Annotated in this window: 13 protein-coding genes, 2 tRNA genes and 1 pseudogene; 10 read left to right on the top strand and 6 right to left on the bottom strand. The window is 70.2% G+C overall.

The genetic code is table 11. From position 1 onward, the window contains the following. Window positions 1-15 precede the first annotated feature (15 nt). Window positions 16-807, top strand: coding sequence for a DUF3566 domain-containing protein (locus I2W78_RS19135; protein ID WP_196461505.1), 792 nt, complete (start codon window positions 16-18; stop codon window positions 805-807). Window positions 808-909: 102 nt separating this feature from the next. Next, a tRNA-Ile gene (locus I2W78_RS19130) sits at window positions 910-986 on the top strand. Between the two features lie 98 nt (window positions 987-1,084). Here the strand turns inward: I2W78_RS19130 and I2W78_RS19125 are convergent. After that, complete coding sequence (locus tag I2W78_RS19125; protein WP_196461504.1) at window positions 1,085-1,960, bottom strand: hypothetical protein; 876 nt, start codon at window positions 1,958-1,960, stop codon at window positions 1,085-1,087. A 219-nt stretch (window positions 1,961-2,179) separates the two neighbouring features. Between I2W78_RS19125 and I2W78_RS19120 the strand changes: the two genes are divergently transcribed. Then, window positions 2,180-2,344: a hypothetical protein gene (locus tag I2W78_RS19120; protein ID WP_196464846.1), complete on the top strand. Its 165-nt coding sequence runs from the start codon at window positions 2,180-2,182 to the stop codon at window positions 2,342-2,344. Window positions 2,345-2,473: 129 nt separating this feature from the next. Continuing rightward, window positions 2,474-3,499, top strand: coding sequence for an XRE family transcriptional regulator (locus I2W78_RS19115; RefSeq protein WP_196461503.1), 1,026 nt, complete (start codon window positions 2,474-2,476; stop codon window positions 3,497-3,499). 185 nt (window positions 3,500-3,684) lie between these two features. Here I2W78_RS19115 and I2W78_RS19110 read toward each other — a convergent pair. Further along, window positions 3,685-4,055: pseudogene (locus I2W78_RS19110) on the bottom strand (DUF6344 domain-containing protein). Window positions 4,056-4,426: 371 nt separating this feature from the next. Between I2W78_RS19110 and I2W78_RS40565 the strand changes: the two are divergent. Next, a complete protein-coding gene (locus I2W78_RS40565) occupies window positions 4,427-4,555 on the top strand; it encodes a DLW-39 family protein (protein ID WP_003999697.1) in 129 nt (42 codons plus the stop codon). A 379-nt stretch (window positions 4,556-4,934) separates the two neighbouring features. Next, window positions 4,935-6,221, top strand: coding sequence for a hypothetical protein (locus I2W78_RS19100; protein WP_374222681.1), 1,287 nt, complete (start codon window positions 4,935-4,937; stop codon window positions 6,219-6,221). A 25-nt stretch (window positions 6,222-6,246) separates the two neighbouring features. On the opposite strand, the gene I2W78_RS19095 is transcribed toward I2W78_RS19100, so the two are convergent. Together I2W78_RS19095 and I2W78_RS19090 are read right to left on the bottom strand one after the other, a co-directional pair. Then, on the bottom strand, window positions 6,247-8,391 hold the full coding sequence (locus I2W78_RS19095) for a serine/threonine-protein kinase (RefSeq protein WP_196461501.1): 2,145 nt from the start codon (window positions 8,389-8,391) through the stop codon (window positions 6,247-6,249). A 193-nt stretch (window positions 8,392-8,584) separates the two neighbouring features. Then, window positions 8,585-9,133 (bottom strand): helix-turn-helix domain-containing protein, encoded by a 549-nt coding sequence (locus I2W78_RS19090; protein WP_196461500.1) that lies wholly within the window; start codon window positions 9,131-9,133, stop codon window positions 8,585-8,587. 182 nt (window positions 9,134-9,315) lie between these two features. Between I2W78_RS19090 and I2W78_RS19085 the strand changes: the two genes are divergently transcribed. After that, window positions 9,316-9,388: transfer RNA gene (locus tag I2W78_RS19085), tRNA-Ala, on the top strand. Between the two features lie 829 nt (window positions 9,389-10,217). Here I2W78_RS19085 and I2W78_RS19080 read toward each other — a convergent pair. Next, a complete protein-coding gene (locus I2W78_RS19080) occupies window positions 10,218-10,931 on the bottom strand; it encodes a DUF5324 family protein (protein ID WP_196461499.1) in 714 nt (237 codons plus the stop codon). A 319-nt stretch (window positions 10,932-11,250) separates the two neighbouring features. Between I2W78_RS19080 and I2W78_RS19075 the strand changes: the two genes are divergently transcribed. Both I2W78_RS19075 and I2W78_RS19070 read left to right on the top strand, forming a co-directional pair. Further along, window positions 11,251-11,784: a peptidylprolyl isomerase gene (locus I2W78_RS19075; RefSeq protein WP_196461498.1), complete on the top strand. Its 534-nt coding sequence runs from the start codon at window positions 11,251-11,253 to the stop codon at window positions 11,782-11,784. A 213-nt stretch (window positions 11,785-11,997) separates the two neighbouring features. Then, window positions 11,998-12,882 (top strand): rhomboid family intramembrane serine protease, encoded by an 885-nt coding sequence (locus I2W78_RS19070; RefSeq protein WP_196461497.1) that lies wholly within the window; start codon window positions 11,998-12,000, stop codon window positions 12,880-12,882. Window positions 12,883-13,206: 324 nt separating this feature from the next. On the opposite strand, the gene crgA is transcribed toward I2W78_RS19070, so the two are convergent. Continuing rightward, the gene (crgA, locus tag I2W78_RS19065) at window positions 13,207-13,461 is read right to left on the bottom strand and encodes a cell division protein CrgA (protein WP_196461496.1); all 255 of its coding nucleotides are present in this window, start codon (window positions 13,459-13,461) and stop codon (window positions 13,207-13,209) included. A 141-nt stretch (window positions 13,462-13,602) separates the two neighbouring features. Here crgA and I2W78_RS19060 point away from each other — a divergent pair, with 141 nt between their 5' ends. Next, window positions 13,603-14,382 carry a DUF881 domain-containing protein gene (locus I2W78_RS19060; RefSeq protein ID WP_196461495.1) on the top strand — a complete coding sequence of 260 codons (780 nt, stop codon included), beginning with the start codon at window positions 13,603-13,605 and terminating at the stop codon, window positions 14,380-14,382. Window positions 14,383-14,397 lie beyond the last annotated feature (15 nt).

Raw genomic sequence — 14,397 nt, 5'->3', positions numbered from 1 at the left:
GAGGAGTGAGTCAGCGTGAGCGGAGCCACGGGCGCCGGATCGACCGGTACCCCGGCCGGTACTTCGACCGGCACGGAGACGGACGGCGGCGGCCGTGGCTCCGCCGCGCCTGCGAAGGACTCGCACACCACCCAACTGCGGGCGGTCAAGCCGTCCGCGAAGGATGCCCAGACATCCTCGAACTCGCCTGACACTCATGGATCCCAGGGGGGAACTGTGACGGACGCCCGAGGTTCGCAGACCCAGCAGTACGCGGCTGGAGCGGGCTCGGCCGCTCCGGGCGCCGCCCAGCCGCAGCAGGCGGCCTCCCCGCTGCCCGGTGAGCGACAGCCGGAGCAGCAGCCCTCCGGGCCGTACCACCCGCCGCAGGCCTACCAGACGCCCGCTCCCGGAAACGCGGTACGCCGGCCGCGCACCGGGGCGCGCACCACGCCGCGGGTGCGCAAGGCACGGCTTCGGGTGGCCAAGGCCGACCCGTGGTCGGTGATGAAGGTCAGCTTCCTGCTCTCCATCGCGCTCGGCATCTGCACGATCGTGGCGTCGGCGGTGCTGTGGATGGTCATGGACGCGATGGGCGTCTTCTCCACGGTCGGCGGCACGATCTCCGAGGCGACCGGTTCGAACGAGTCGAACGGCTTCGACCTGCAGGCGTTCCTGTCGCTGCCCAACGTCCTGATGTTCACGACGATCATCGCGGTCATCGACGTCTTCCTGGCGACGGCGCTGGCGACGCTCGGCGCGTTCATCTACAACCTCTCCGCGGGCTTCGTCGGCGGGGTGGAACTGACGCTGGCCGAGGACGAGTGACGGGCCCCTTTAAACGTCCTGCGACTATCGATTTTGGGACTGCCCCAGTCGTGCGCTAATCTTCAGGAGTCAGCGCGCGGGACACACACCGCAGAGCGCGGCGGGGCTATAGCTCAGTTGGTTAGAGCGCATCCCTGATAAGGATGAGGCCACAGGTTCAAATCCTGTTAGCCCCACCAGCGAAAAGAGCACCTCCTCACGTGAGGGGGTGCTCTTTGACGTTCCCGGTTCCGGTTCCGCTTCCGCCGTCGCGGCTCTCGGTCACGGGCTGTCTGCATCACGGATTGTCTGCGGTCAGGCGTTCTACGCGTGCCGCCGCGGATTTGGCGCGGCGTCGGGTCTCGGTCACGCGGCGGTCGACGAAGCGGGCGCGCTCCCGGGCCTGGCGTTCGGCGGCCACGGCCTGCCGGTGCTCCTCCTCGGCCCGTTCCAGTTCCTCGGCCAGGCCGCTGACGCGCTGTCGCAGCTGGTCCGCCTGCTTCTTGGCGTCCTCCGCGTCGTGGGCGGCCGTCTGCGCCTCCTCCTCGGCGGCCCGCAGCTCGGCCGTGGCGCTCTCCGCTTCCTCGCGCGCCTTCGCCAACCGCTCGCGCCGGGTCTCGTCCGCCGCGCTCTTGCGGCGGGTAGCCGGCGGTGGCGCCGCGGACACGGCAGGAGCACGTCGTACGGCGTCCTGTGCGACCGCCGGGAAGCCGACAGCGGCGTCGAGCGGCCTGACCAGCCTGCCCGCTGCCCATTGCCGCGCCGCGTCCGGATCGGCGAGGACGGCCTGCAGGGTGCTCTCGACCTCCCGCTGGGCGTCGGGAGTGATCGGGCGACCGGCTTGTGCGGCGAGTTGTCCGGCCTGCCGCGACAGCGTGCTGATCAGGACGCGTTGCTGTCGGATGAGTTCGCGCAGCTGGGCGCCGTCCAGATCGTGGTGTGCCTGGCGCAGGCCCTCTCCGAGATTCAGCAGCGGTTCGACCTGGTCGGGCTGTTCGCGGACCAGGAGGTTGCTCGCCCACGCCGACAGGCTCGGGCGGCGCAGCTTGCCGATCTTCTCGGCGAGGGCGCGGTCGCCGGCCTTGCGGGCTGCCGCCGCGTGCCTGTCGCGGGCGGTGGTGAAGTGCTCCGGCCGCAGCCCGTACAGCTCGTCGGCGACAGCGTCGAAGTCCACGAGCGTGCCTCTCCGTGAGGTGCGGGCCGTCGTGAGGGAGTCGTGGTTCCGATTTTCTCAGAGGGGGTCTGGGAGTGCCCGCTCGATCGCCGTCCCTGCCCTTCGCCGGGGCGGGGCATTGTCAGTGGTGTCTGCGATGGTGTGGTTACGCAGTGGTGCGAGTCGTCACGGTCAGTCCTGGAGGGGGCGTGGTGGTGGGGCGGAGTGAGGGGTGTGTCGGTGCGGGGTGGACTGGTGATGCTCGCCGTCGGTGGTGTGCAGGAGTACCGGGCGGGTGGGTCGGTGCTCTGGGCCGGAGCGGGGGGCGGGCTGGTGCTGGTGCCGGTGTGGGTGCTCGTCCGGGACATACGGGCGTTGCGGGCGGCCAGGGGCGGGAGCAGGTAGCACCTCGACTGGCCGGCATTGAGGTCGTCGCGGCGGCGGTAACGCGACAGGAAGGTGATCGGAAGCGTGCGGGAATTGGCGTGATCCGAAATTGTGGGGCGTCCGGGGAGCCGGAGACATTGGTGGGTCATGGAGACCCGGAAAGTGCCGCGCCCCGAACAGGCAAGGGACGCCGCCGAATTCGTGGCGTTGCTACGACAGGTGAAGGAGTCCTGCGGGTTCACCTACCGGGAACTCGAACAACGGGCCGCGGCGCGGGGCGATGTGCTGGCGCGCAGCACCCTGGCCAACGCGCTCGCGCGCGACGCCCTGCCTCGGGCGGAGTTGGTGGCCGCGTTCGTACGGGCGTGCGCGAACGGGGTCGGAGACGGGTCCGCGGTCGAGACGCGCGTCGAGGAGTGGCTGGCGGCTCGGGAGCGGATCGCCGCAAGTGAGGCGGTGCCTGCGGCGTTGCCTGCGGGGCCTGGAGTGCCTGCGTCGGCTGCGGAGTCTGCCGGAGGGGAGCGGGAGGAAGCGCACGGCGTGCCCCGACGGCGGCGACCGCGCGTCGCGACAACTGTTACGGCCATCGCGGCACTCGCCCTCGCCGGCCTCGCCGTCTGGGCCCTGAACGCGATGGGACCCGGCACCGAGGAACGGCGGACCGGCCGCGACAGTGAAGGGCAGAGCGACGCCGATACCGCGGCCGGGATCCCGGACGGCCCTGTGCGTCTGCGGCCGGTCCAGTCCCCCGCGCTGTGTCTGACCGACGGCTTCGTCCGGGACGGCCGGTACAAATCCCATGTGGCGGTCCATCGGGCCTGCTCACAGGCCGCGCCGCCGGTCACAGACCTCGTACCGGCGGGGCACGACACGTATTACGTGCGCTGGCGGCACCCCGAGCACGGTGACGGCTGCCTGAAGGCGCGCACCAGCGGTGCGGCCCGTGGCCTGCTGGAACCGTGGGAGATGTGCGCCGCGGCGACCCGGTTCCGGATCGAGCGCGCGACGAGCGGTGACGGCGAGGGGCGGACGTATGTGCTGCGCCTCGACACGGGCCAGTGCGTGGCAGCGGCCCGGCCGACACCGGACGAGGGCACCGAGGCGACCTTTCGGCCGTGTGACGACAGCCGTGGCCAGCAGTATGTGATCAGCGGAGTGCCGAAGACCGGCTGAGCGAGAACGTCCGTGGGCCGCATCGGCCGGGTGACGCCACAAGGCCCGGCCACTGTGGGAGTGGCCGGGCCTCGACGTAGGGGCGGCGTACGCAAGTTCGCCGTGACGACAGGGATGAAAAGGGTGAAGGGGATGAGGGGCGTGAAGGGGATGGCAAGGATAAGGAGGAGAGGCGGGGCGAAGGTTCAGCGCTGGAGGGGAATCGACACGTGGTCGGCGGCGGCGGGCGGCTCCGTATCGCAGTCGTCGATCTGAGCGGCAGCGGCGGGGGCGGCGGTCTGATCGGTCCCGGCGAGCGGGCGGTGCCGGCAGCGGGGGGACTTTCCGTGGGCCTCGGCCCGGATGCGCTGTTTCATCGTGGGGGCAGGGACCGGGCATGGGCCCAGGCCCAGGGGGACACCGTCGGAGCCGGGAGGTGTGCGGTGCTGTTGCGAGCCGACTCGGTCTGCGGTACGGCCGCGGAGGCGGACGTGGTGATGAATCCGAGCGCCGTGAGCAGCGCGAGGAAGGCGGTGACGACGATGTTCCACAGCTGCATGACCTTGTTCCGGGCCATGGCCCCTCACTTTCGGGTCGGGCGATTTGCGTACTTTCCTCATGATGTGTATAGGGCTCGCGAAGTGGTGGACCGACGCCGATGGCGCGTGGATCTTCCGATGAACACCACACGGATGGGTGCAAGGAGCCCGAAAAGCTTGGAAGGAGGGAGGAGGGCGGCGAAGACGGGGCAAAACTCACCCTCCGTAGGGGTGTGATCACCCTCAGGTCGGAGTGGTGCCGTCCGCTGTAGGCCGGCGTCCTGGGCCGGTTCTAGTGCGGGATTCCGGTGGGGAGTTGGGGCGCCGCGCAGGTCACCGATCGATATCGGTCGGTGTGTATAGTCGGGCGCCAGAGGTCCCCTACGTCAAGGAAAGACGAGGTCGCGCGGTGAAGAAGCTTCTCCTGGTCGCACTGGCCGCCATCGGCGGGCTCCTCGTGTACCGCCAGATCCAGGCGGATCGCGCCGAGCAGGATCTGTGGACGGAGGCGACTGACTCCGTGCCCACGGGTTCGTGAGTACCGACAACCGAATCTGAACAGACCCCGGCCGCATCGCGGTCGGGGTTTTGCGTGTACGCGGGTGCAGGCCCAGGGCCCGCGAGGCAGGATGAGCCAGGGCACGGACGGTTCGAGGTCGGAACTCCCCGGGGGTGGGTGACGCGTGATCGGGCGGCGGCGTACGGCGTGGGGGTGTGCGGTGGCTGCGCTGCTGCCGGGGGCGTTGCTGGTACTGCCGGGAACGGTGGGGCTGTCGGGAGTTGCAGTGGCCGCCGGGACGACGCCGACGGGCTCCGCGTCCGTGCCAATATCGGCGACCGCGCCCGTATCGGCGTCCGTGCCGGCATCGGCGTCCGCACCTGTACCGGGGTTGGTATCGGTATCAGGGTCTGCGCCAGTGTTGACCTCCGCACCCGTGTCGGCGTCGGCACCTTTATCGCGCTCCGCGCCGGCTTCGGCCTCCGTATCCGGTTTCGCGTCCGCCTCGTCCTACGCCTTCTCCGAGGATGCCCGGCCCGTCCCCGCCGCCACCGGTACCACCGACGCCGTGCGCCTGGAGCCCGGCAGGACGTACCGGAGCACCCTCCCGGCGGGCGGAAAGGCGTACTACCGCCTCGTACTCGACGCCACCTCGAACGCGTACGTCTCCGCCACCGCCGTACCCGACCCGGACGCCAGCGTCTCCGCGATCGAGGGCATCGAGGTGTCCGTGCAGGACGCCGACGGCAGGTCCTGTTCCACCGACACCACGACCTTCGGTGCCGCCCGCAGCCCGCATCCGATCGCGGCGGGTGGGGCGCGTGAGGTGGGCGGGACACGCTGCCAGGGGGCGGGCACGTATTACGTCGTCGTCGAACGCGCCGGTACGACGGACTCCGCGCCGGCCGCCTGGGACCTGGAGCTCGCCGCGGTGGCGGAGCCGGGACTGGCGCAGGCCGGTGCCACGAAGGCGCCGGAGGCCTGGGACTCCGCCACGCCCGCACCGCCCACGGACGAGCCCGAACGGCGGCCGGGCGGTGCCGGTTTCGCGAGCGCGACCGACCTGGGACAGGGCGTCTGGACCGACGACATCGCACCCGGGCAGACGCTCTTCTACAAGGTTCCCGTCGACTGGGGCCAGCAGTTGTCCGCCACCGGCGAACTCGGCACGGCCACGGCCGGCTCCGGTTACGCGGGCAGCGCGCTGGACGTCTCCCTCTACAACCCCGTGCGTGCTTTTGTCGCGGACAAGAGCGTCGGCTACGACGGCAAACAGCGGACGGCCGCACTCGCTCCGCTCCCGCCGGTCGACCATGCCAACCGTCACTCCTTCACCGACCGCGTGAGCGGAATGCGCTTCGCCGGCTCCTACTACCTCGCCGTGCATCTCTCCGCGGAGGTGGCCGAGGAGTTCGGCGACGGGCCGTTCGGGCTGACGTTGCGTGTGGGGCTGAAGGGGGCGGCGCAGGAGGGGCCCGCCTACGCCGGGCAGTCGGTGCCGGAGGGCATCTTCCAGGTCCGCGAAGGGGGCTCGGGCGGGGGCCCGGGGGCGGGTGCGGGTGCCGAGGGGGAGGCCGGGGGCGACGGGGACGGCGGAACGATGACCGCGGTGGCCGTGGGCGGGATCGGCGCGGGGACTGTGATTCTCGTGGGGCTCGGGGTGTGGACGGCTGTGGCGCGGCGGAGGGGTGGGCTCGCCGGCTAAAACGGGGGTCTCCGCGCCGCCGAGCTCAGATGCGGGTCAGCGCCCAGAAGCCCACTGCGTAGCAGACCAGCGCCAGCAGGAGCAGCGGGACAACCGCCTTGGCGGGTGGGCCGGGTCGGCGGGCGGCGCGTCGGCCGGGGCGTCGAACGGTTCGGCGATGCCCGGCGGGCGGCCGTGAAATTGAGGGCGCCGAAGGTGGAACCTGCGGGTCCTGAGCGGTGTACGAAGCAGTAGAGACATCAGCGCGCTGTGGCGTCACCGGGGCGGCCTGTAAGGGCGGCGAGGTGGGGTGGAGCGGTGCCTGTGGTTGGGGGGAGGCGAAGGACGGTTGATGTGGTTGTGGGGGGTATTGGGGGTGTGGGTAGTGCTGTCGCTGCTGTGGCTGTGGAGTGCTGCTCTGTTGCCACTGGGGCTGTTCGGGATCTGTGGGGGAGCGCCGGGTGGTGACGGTTGGCTGGGGCGGCGGCAGGTGGAAGCTGCCGGTGTCGGACATGCTGGTCGGCTGCTGGGGCGTGGCGGTCTGATGCTGTGGATCGGTGGGTACGTCCGTGGCGCCGGTCCCTGCGGCTACGGCACCCGTGCCGGGCCGCAGGTCCACGAAACTCTGGCTATCCGCGGCGTCGGGCGGCACGGCATGGCTTCCCGCTGGGGAGCCCTCGGGGGGCACTCCGCCGGTTCCCACTTGCGGCGCTTCGGGGGGTGTCCCGCCGGTTCCCACTCGCGGCCCTTCGGGCGGCACCACGCTGCCAACCACTTGCGATCCCTCGGGTGGCGCGCTGCCTCTCCCGACCCGCGCTGCCCCGGACGCGCCCGCGCCCTCTCCGATCTGCGACGCCTCGGACAGGGCCCCGCTTCTCCCGCTCACCGGCGCCTCGGACGGCCTCCCGGCGTTTGCGACCCGCGGTTCCCCGGACGCGCCCGCGCCCTCTCCGATCTGCGACGCCTCGGACAGGGCCCCGCTTCTCCCGCTCACCGGCGCCTCGGACGGCCTCCCGGCGTTTGCGACCCGCGGTTCCCCGTATGCGCCGCCGTCGTTCCCGACCAGCGGTGCCTCGGACGGCCTGCCAGTGTTTCCGGCCCGGGGTGCCTGGTGAGCGCTGCCGTCGTTCCCGACCAGCGGTGCCTCGGACGGCCTGCCAGTGTTTCCGGCCCGGGGTGCCTGGTGAGCGCCGCCGTCGTTCCCGACCAGCGGAGCTTCGAACGGTCCTCCAGGCCCCTCGGACGGCCCCCCGCTCGTTCCGCCCGCAGGCGCCTCGTCCGATCCCATCTCCCGGGTCCGGCCACGCCGTGTGAGCGGACCGTCCGGTCCGAATCCCGGTGGCAGCGGTCCGATTTGGTCGAAGATCTCGATCTGCTCGTCATCAGGCCCGGGCTCCGGCAGCAGCTCGGCCGCAGCGGCCAGCGCCTTGCGCGCCCCCGTGGCCGTGCGGAACCGGGCCACCGGATCCGGCTGCAACAGTGTCGCCACGATCTGCCACAGCGGTTCGGGGATGCCCTTGGGCGCACCTGGGGTGCCGTGCTCGGCGAAGTACTGGATGAGCGCCTTGGCGTCCGGCTTGGCGCCCTCCAGCAGATACAGCGCGACCAGTCCCACGGCGAACAGGTCGGCCGGGAAGTCAGGTTCCGCGCCCATCATCTGCTCGGGCGCGAGATACCCGGGTGTCCCGACCACGAGGTTGGTCTCGGTCAGACGCGGCTCGCCCAGCCGCATGGCGATCCCGAAGTCGGACAGCCGCAGCCGCGGCCGCCCGGTGCCGGTGGCCTCCAGCAGCACGTTGGCGGGCTTGATGTCACGGTGTACGACGTCCTCCGCGTGCACTGCGGCGAGGCCGGACAGGAGCTGGTCGAGGAGGGTGCAGACCAAGGACGGCGGCAGGGGACCGTAGTCGCCGACGAGATGGACCAGCGAACCGCCGGTGACCAGGTCCATGGTGAACAGGACCTTGTCGTCGTCGGCGGCCCAGCTGGCCGGTGCGAGCACATGGGGGTGATCGATCCGCAGCGCCTGTTCTCGTACGAACCGCAGCAGGGAGTGCGCGTCGCGCTGTTGCAGGACTTTGGCGGCCACATAGCGGCGGCGGCGTTGGTCCCAGGCGCGCCAGACAGCGCCCACTCCTCCGCGGCCGATCGGGTCGACCAGTTCGTACCGCCCGGCGAAGACCTCACCCATCGCTGCGCGCCGCTCCTCCCCCTTCGGTCCCCTTCAGTCCCAGGGCTCCCCTGTTGTTTGCCCCTCGGTGAGTGACACGACCCCTCACAGCGTGCGCCGCACCCCCTGAGCGCCGCACACCCCTGAGCGCTGCACCCCCGTGCCGCACCCCTGCGGCGCAGCCCCGCTGCGACCGATCCCGGTTCCGCTCGGTTCAGCTCTGGTGTGCCTGGTAGTGCGCGACGGCGTCGGAGGTGCGCCCGGCGCCGTACACCCGGAGGAACTCTGCCAGCTCCGGGTGGCTCGGGGCGAGGGTGTCCGCGGCGTCGATGATGTCTCCTGCCGCGGCCACCGAGCGCAGCAGGGACTGGATCTCACGGACCACCCGCTTGACCGTCGGCGCTCCCGAGCTGTTCGTCGTCTGTGTGGTGTTGCTGAGCACTGACCCCCCCTGCGACTTCTTGATCTCCTCCATCCGGTCGGTGGCCTCGGCGGCGCTCACGCTGCCGTCCGCCACCTGCGCGGCCAGCTCCTGGAGCAGCTGCACCCGCTGGACCACGGCCGGGTTTCCGATCTTCGCCCGCTGACCGCTCATCAGCTGCGACAACATCGGTGCGGACAGTCCCAGTACCCCCGCGAGACGAGCCTGGTTGAGACCAAGATCGTCGATGAGCTTACGGAAGAGCGCCCCCAACGGCTCCCCGTACCAGTTCCGCTGCAGTTCCCGCGCTCTTGCGGTGGCTTCCTGCTGTGCGGCGTCCATTGCGTCTCCCCATCGCTTCCCCAAAACGGCGGTTCGCTGTAGCGAACCACGCCGAGCATCTTACGGAGAGTGGTCGTTCACGGGGACCCCCCAATCTTTTTGCGAGATACCGGGGGTGACCCGCTACTCTGGTCTGCGGCGCCTGCCGGTACGTGGTTCTTCCGGCGGATGTCCCTCTTCTCGGGGCCTTAGCTCAGTTGGTAGAGCGCTGTCTTTGCATGGCAGATGTCAGGGGTTCGACTCCCCTAGGCTCCACAATCGAAGACCCCTCTGACCTGCGGAAACGCGGTTGGTGGGGTCTTTTGCACGACCTGCTGCGCACCGAGAACGCGTCAGGGGCGTGGTTGAGCACCACCTCGCTGTCGTGTTCCTCTTCAGGGCCGGCGCTTCAGCTGAGCCTGGCCGCCGGCGTTCCGCACCGATTCGATTCGATTCGATTCGAGCCGCAGCCGGTTCTCGAGGCGCACGTGCCGGGACGCCGCGCAGCTTGCCGGAGAGCAGTAAAGGAGTTTCTGGCGCGCCAGGGCGGATGGCGGGGGCGGTGCCGGTCGGGCACGCGGTGGGTCATGAAGGGCTCGCTGGCGATGAACTCCCTGAGGTTCAGGGACGCTTGGCAGTCGGGCGCGTCCGCTTGCCTCCTCGCGGGCGAGTTCGATCGACTTCAGGTGTGTGCCGGTGAGCGGTTGCGAGGCCACGTAGAAGTCGGACTCCCGGGCCCGCAGTTGGCGGTCACGGGGAGGGGTGGGCGCACGGAAGCGATGTGCCGTAGGAAAACCCTGACTCGTCCCGCTCGTCCCGCTCGTGGTGATCACGCGCCCGCGTTCCCCGTGATCCCGCCAAGAGAGCCGTCCGGGAACGCATGACCCGCTGCTGGGGCCCAGCTCCGGACAGCCGTGCCCGCATGGAACTCTGAGGCCGTTCGACGAAGGCGGCTGCGACGCGACTGGCGTTTGCCCCCGAGAACCGACCCGAGACCGGCCCGCGCACACCGACCTCTCCGAGGTCAAATGGACGGGGCGGGCGCCCATCAGGGCGCCCGCCCCACCGTCATGACGGCGATCCGACTCGGAACTCTGCGCCGGCCTCAGCCGCGGTCGTCGCGGTCCGCGGCCTCCTCCTCGGCCTGCTTGGCCTGTACCTCGGGGTCGAGTACGGACTGGCCGCTGCCGTCCACCGACGTGAGGCGGCCGGACTCGGGGACCTCGGTCGCGGCGGGGGGCTCGACCAGCCAGTCGGGGTTGGCCTGCTTGTCCCACCACTTCCAGGCGGCGAAGGCGCCGCCCGCCAGAACACCGAGGACGGCCAGCACCTTCACGGCCCGGCCGGCCTTCGCCCGGCGCTCGTGCTTGCGGACGAGCTTGTGGATCTCCTCGGGCGAGACCTGGCCGCGCAGCGCGGCCAGCGCCGCGGCGCCCCGGGCCGCGGCCTCGTCCTTGACGGGCCCGGCCGCGGCCACTGCCTGCTCGATCCTCGGCCGGGAGTACTCGGCGGCCTGCCGTGCGGCCACGCGGGCGCGGACGGCGGCCTCGTGGGCGGCGTGGTCGACCTTCGGCGGCACATGCGTGCGGGCCTGGTAGCGGGCCTGCTCCAGGCGCGGCGCGAGATGCGACGCGTACTGGACGCGGGCCTGCCCGGCGGCCTGCGACACCTTGGGCGCGAGCCGTACGCGTGCCTCGTGTGCGTAGTGCGCGGCCCGGTCCTTGGCCGTGTCGGCGTAGGGCGCCACCACTTCCGCGGCGTGCAGCACGCTGTCCTTCGCCGAGCCGGTCGCGGCGCGCACGCTGTCGATGCGGGTCACGGGTTCCTCCTCCTCGGTGGCGTACGGTATTTCGACTTTCCACCCTTTTACGGATCATGCCTGTCGGAGAGCGACGTGGCATGTGAGGGCGGGCATCCGGGTCACGGTTGCGGTGCAATAGCGGATGAATGCGGGGCAACAGGAGCTTGTCGTCGACAATGCCACGGATCGGCGCGCGGCGCCTGCGTCCCGGGGCGACTCGTCCGGATTTCCGCAAACCGATACGCCCGGATACGCGCCTGTCAGTGGGCGTCGGGCGACGCCGGGCGTGGACCATGCGAGGATCGTGGGGTCACAGGAAGACAACGGAAGGCAGATCGTGGCTGAGCAGCTCTACGCCACCCTGAAGACCAACCACGGCGACATCCAGGTTCGGCTCTTCCCGAACCAGGCGCCGAACACGGTCAAGAACTTCGTCGAGCTCGCCAAGGGCGAGCGTGAGTGGACCCACCCGGCCACCGGTGAGAAGTCCACGGCCAAGCTGTACGACGGCACGGTCTTCCACCGGGTCATCAGCGGCTTCATGATCCAGGGCGGTGACCCGCTGGGCAACGGCACGGGCGGCCCGGGGTACCAGTTCGGGGACGAGTTCCACCCGGACCTGCAGTTCGACAAGCCGTACCTGCTGGCCATGGCGAACGCCGGCCCGGGCACCAACGGCTCGCAGTTCTTCATCACCGTCTCCCCGACGGCGTGGCTGAACCGCAAGCACACCATCTTCGGCGAGGTCACCGACGCGGCCAGCCAGAAGGTCGTGGACTCCATCGCGACCGCCCAGACCAACCCGCGCACCGACCGCCCGCTCAACGACGTCGTCATCGAGGCGGTCGTCGTCGAGTCCCGCGAGGGCTGAGCCCCGCGACGTCCCGCGAGGGCTGACCTCCGCGATGTCCCGCGAGGGCTGACCTCCGCGACGCCCCGTGAGGGCTGACCTCCGCGACGCCCCGTGAGGGCTGACCTCCGCGACGTCCCGCGAGGCCCGAGACCTCCCGGTGGGAACCAAACGCCCCGCTCGTCCGTAAAGATGAGCGGGGCGTTGGAGTGCCACGACGACTGAGGGGACCTCATGGACCAGGCGCAGGGCAGCCAGCATGACGCGCAGAGCGCGCCCGTCTGCTATCGCCACCCCGGCCGCGAGACCGGCGTGCGCTGCACCCGCTGTGAGCGCCCGATCTGCCCCGAGTGCATGGTCAGTGCCTCGGTCGGCTTCCAGTGCCCCGAATGCGTCCGCGGCGCCGCCGGCACCGGCCACGGGCCGAACGCCTCCCGCCCCCGCACCATCGCGGGCGGCACGGTCGTCGCCGACCCCCGGCTGCTCACCAAGATCCTGATCGGGATCAACGTCGCGGTGTTCCTGCTCGTCCAGGTCCGCGAGTCGGTGCTGAACAGCCTGGTGCTGGTCGGCGCGTGGCCGCCGGCGCCCTGGGGGCCGACGGAAGGTGTGGCGGAGGGCGAGTGGTATCGCCTGGTCACCTCGATGTTCACGCACGAGGCGCCCTGGCACATCGCGTTCAACATGCTCGGCCTCTGGTGGCTGGGCGGCCCCCTGGAAGCGGCCCTCGGCCGGGCCCGCTACCTGGCGCTCTATCTGATCTCCGGTCTGGCGGGCAGCGCACTGGCCTATCTGCTGGGGTCGCCGACCACAGCCACTCTCGGTGCCTCCGGCGCGATCTTCGGGCTGTTCGGCGCGACCGCCGTCCTCATGCGCCGGCTCAACTACGACATGCGACCGGTCATCATCCTGCTGGCGATCAACCTGATCTTCACGTTCACGTGGAGCAACATCTCCTGGCAGGCCCACATCGGCGGTCTCGTCGGCGGTCTGGTGATCGGCTACGCGATGGTGCACGCCCCGCGTGAGCGGCGGGCCCTGGTGCAGTACGGCGTCTGTGCGCTGATGCTGGCCGTGGTAGTCGGTGTGACGCTGCTGCGAACGGTCCAGCTCAGCTGAGCCGAGGGGTTATCCACTGAGCTCGGTGGTTGTCCACAGCGTGTGGCGGATCTTGTGCACACTGTGCGGGAACAGATGTGCCCCCTGCCTTTGACTTGCGTTTCCGCAGGTCAGGCAGGGGGCGAACATGTTTTCGGGAGATCGTGCGACGGTCGTACCGGCGTCAACGCCCGATGGGTTATCCACAGATCGTCGTCTTTTCCCCAGGTCAGGTGTGGAAATGCTCCCTGGGCTGTGGATAACTCAGCGGATAGCCATGGGTAGAGCTCTGTTCACCGCCCGGTGACCTGTCCTTCGACCGCCACCCCACCGCGTGGAGACCGGCTACTTCCACTGCGTGGAGACGCCGAACCCGGCCGCGATGAAGCCGAAGCCGACCACGATGTTCCAGTTGCCCAGCGATTCGACGGGCAGCGAACTGTTGGTCACATAGAAAACGACGATCCAGGCCAGGCCGATGAGGAAGAAGGCGAGCATGACCGGCGCGACCCAGGCACGGTTGTGCAGCTTGATGCTGGTCGCCTGCTTCGACGGCGGCGGCGTGTAGTCGGCCTTCTTGCGGATACGTGACTTCGGCACGAGGGTCTCTCCTGTCGATGCGCTGCGTGGCCGCGCAGGGAACTGGGTCGGGCTCGGGGCAGCGTACAAGGGGACACTGAGCGCTCCCCCGGGCGTCCGTTAGCGTAGTGCTTCCGTGGCGCCGAAGGAGATAAGGGTACGTTGAGCAATTCTGCCGACTCCCCCGGGACGGGATCCAGCGCTGACCGCCGACGGGCTTTCCGGCCCGTGCGGCTGCTCACGGTGGCCGTCTTCGCTCTCGCGGGCCTCATTTTCTTCACCAGCTTCTACACCGCCAAGGGCACCAATATCCGCACGGACGCGTCCCTGCTGAAGCTCTCGGACCTGATCCAGGAGCGCAGCCGCAGCAACGGCGAGCTGGGCGAGGCCAACGCCGCCCTGCGCGAGGACGTCGAAGCCCTGGCCGAGCGGGACGACGGCAGCACCAAGGCGGAGGACGACAAGCTCGCCGCCCTGGAAAAGGAGGCCGGGACCCAGAAGCTCACCGGCGACGCGATCACGGTGACGCTGGACGACGCCCCGCCGAACGCCACCGCCAAGCTCCCCGGCTACCCCGAGCCCCAGCCCGACTACCTGGTCATCCACCAGCAGGACCTCCAGGCCGTGGTGAACGCGCTGTGGCAGGGCGGCGCCAAGGGCATCAAGGTCATGGACCAGCGGCTGATCTCCACCAGCGCCGTGCGCTGTGTGGGCAACACCCTGATCCTCCAGGGCCGCGTCTACTCACCGCCGTACAAGATCACGGCGGTCGGTGACCCCGAGAAGCTCCAGCAGGCGCTCACCGCCTCCCCGGCGATCCAGAACTACATGGTGTACGTCAACGTCTACGGCCTCGGCTGGAAAGTCGAGGAGAACGGGACGATGACTCTGCCCGGTTACTCGGGCACAGTGGATCTGCGATACGCCCAGCCCATGGAGTGAGCGCCTTCTCGGGAG

The organism is Streptomyces spinoverrucosus (assembly GCF_015712165.1).
Taxonomy (GTDB): Bacteria; Actinomycetota; Actinomycetes; order Streptomycetales; family Streptomycetaceae; genus Streptomyces; species Streptomyces spinoverrucosus_A.
The sequence above is the reverse complement of the archived record's forward strand: the minus strand, read 5'-3'. Positions and strand labels throughout refer to the sequence as shown.

Bases quoted from the DNA above. Each gene is read 5' to 3' on its own strand.
- I2W78_RS19090 (WP_196461500.1), bottom strand. From the start codon at position 9,133: ATGGACGCCGCACAGCAGGAAGCCACCGCAAGAGCGCGGGAACTGCAG.
- I2W78_RS19070 (WP_196461497.1), top strand. From the start codon at position 11,998: ATGGACCAGGCGCAGGGCAGCCAGCATGACGCGCAGAGCGCGCCCGTC.
- I2W78_RS19095 (WP_196461501.1), bottom strand. From the start codon at position 8,391: ATGGGTGAGGTCTTCGCCGGGCGGTACGAACTGGTCGACCCGATCGGC.
- I2W78_RS19115 (WP_196461503.1), top strand. From the start codon at position 2,474: ATGGAGACCCGGAAAGTGCCGCGCCCCGAACAGGCAAGGGACGCCGCC.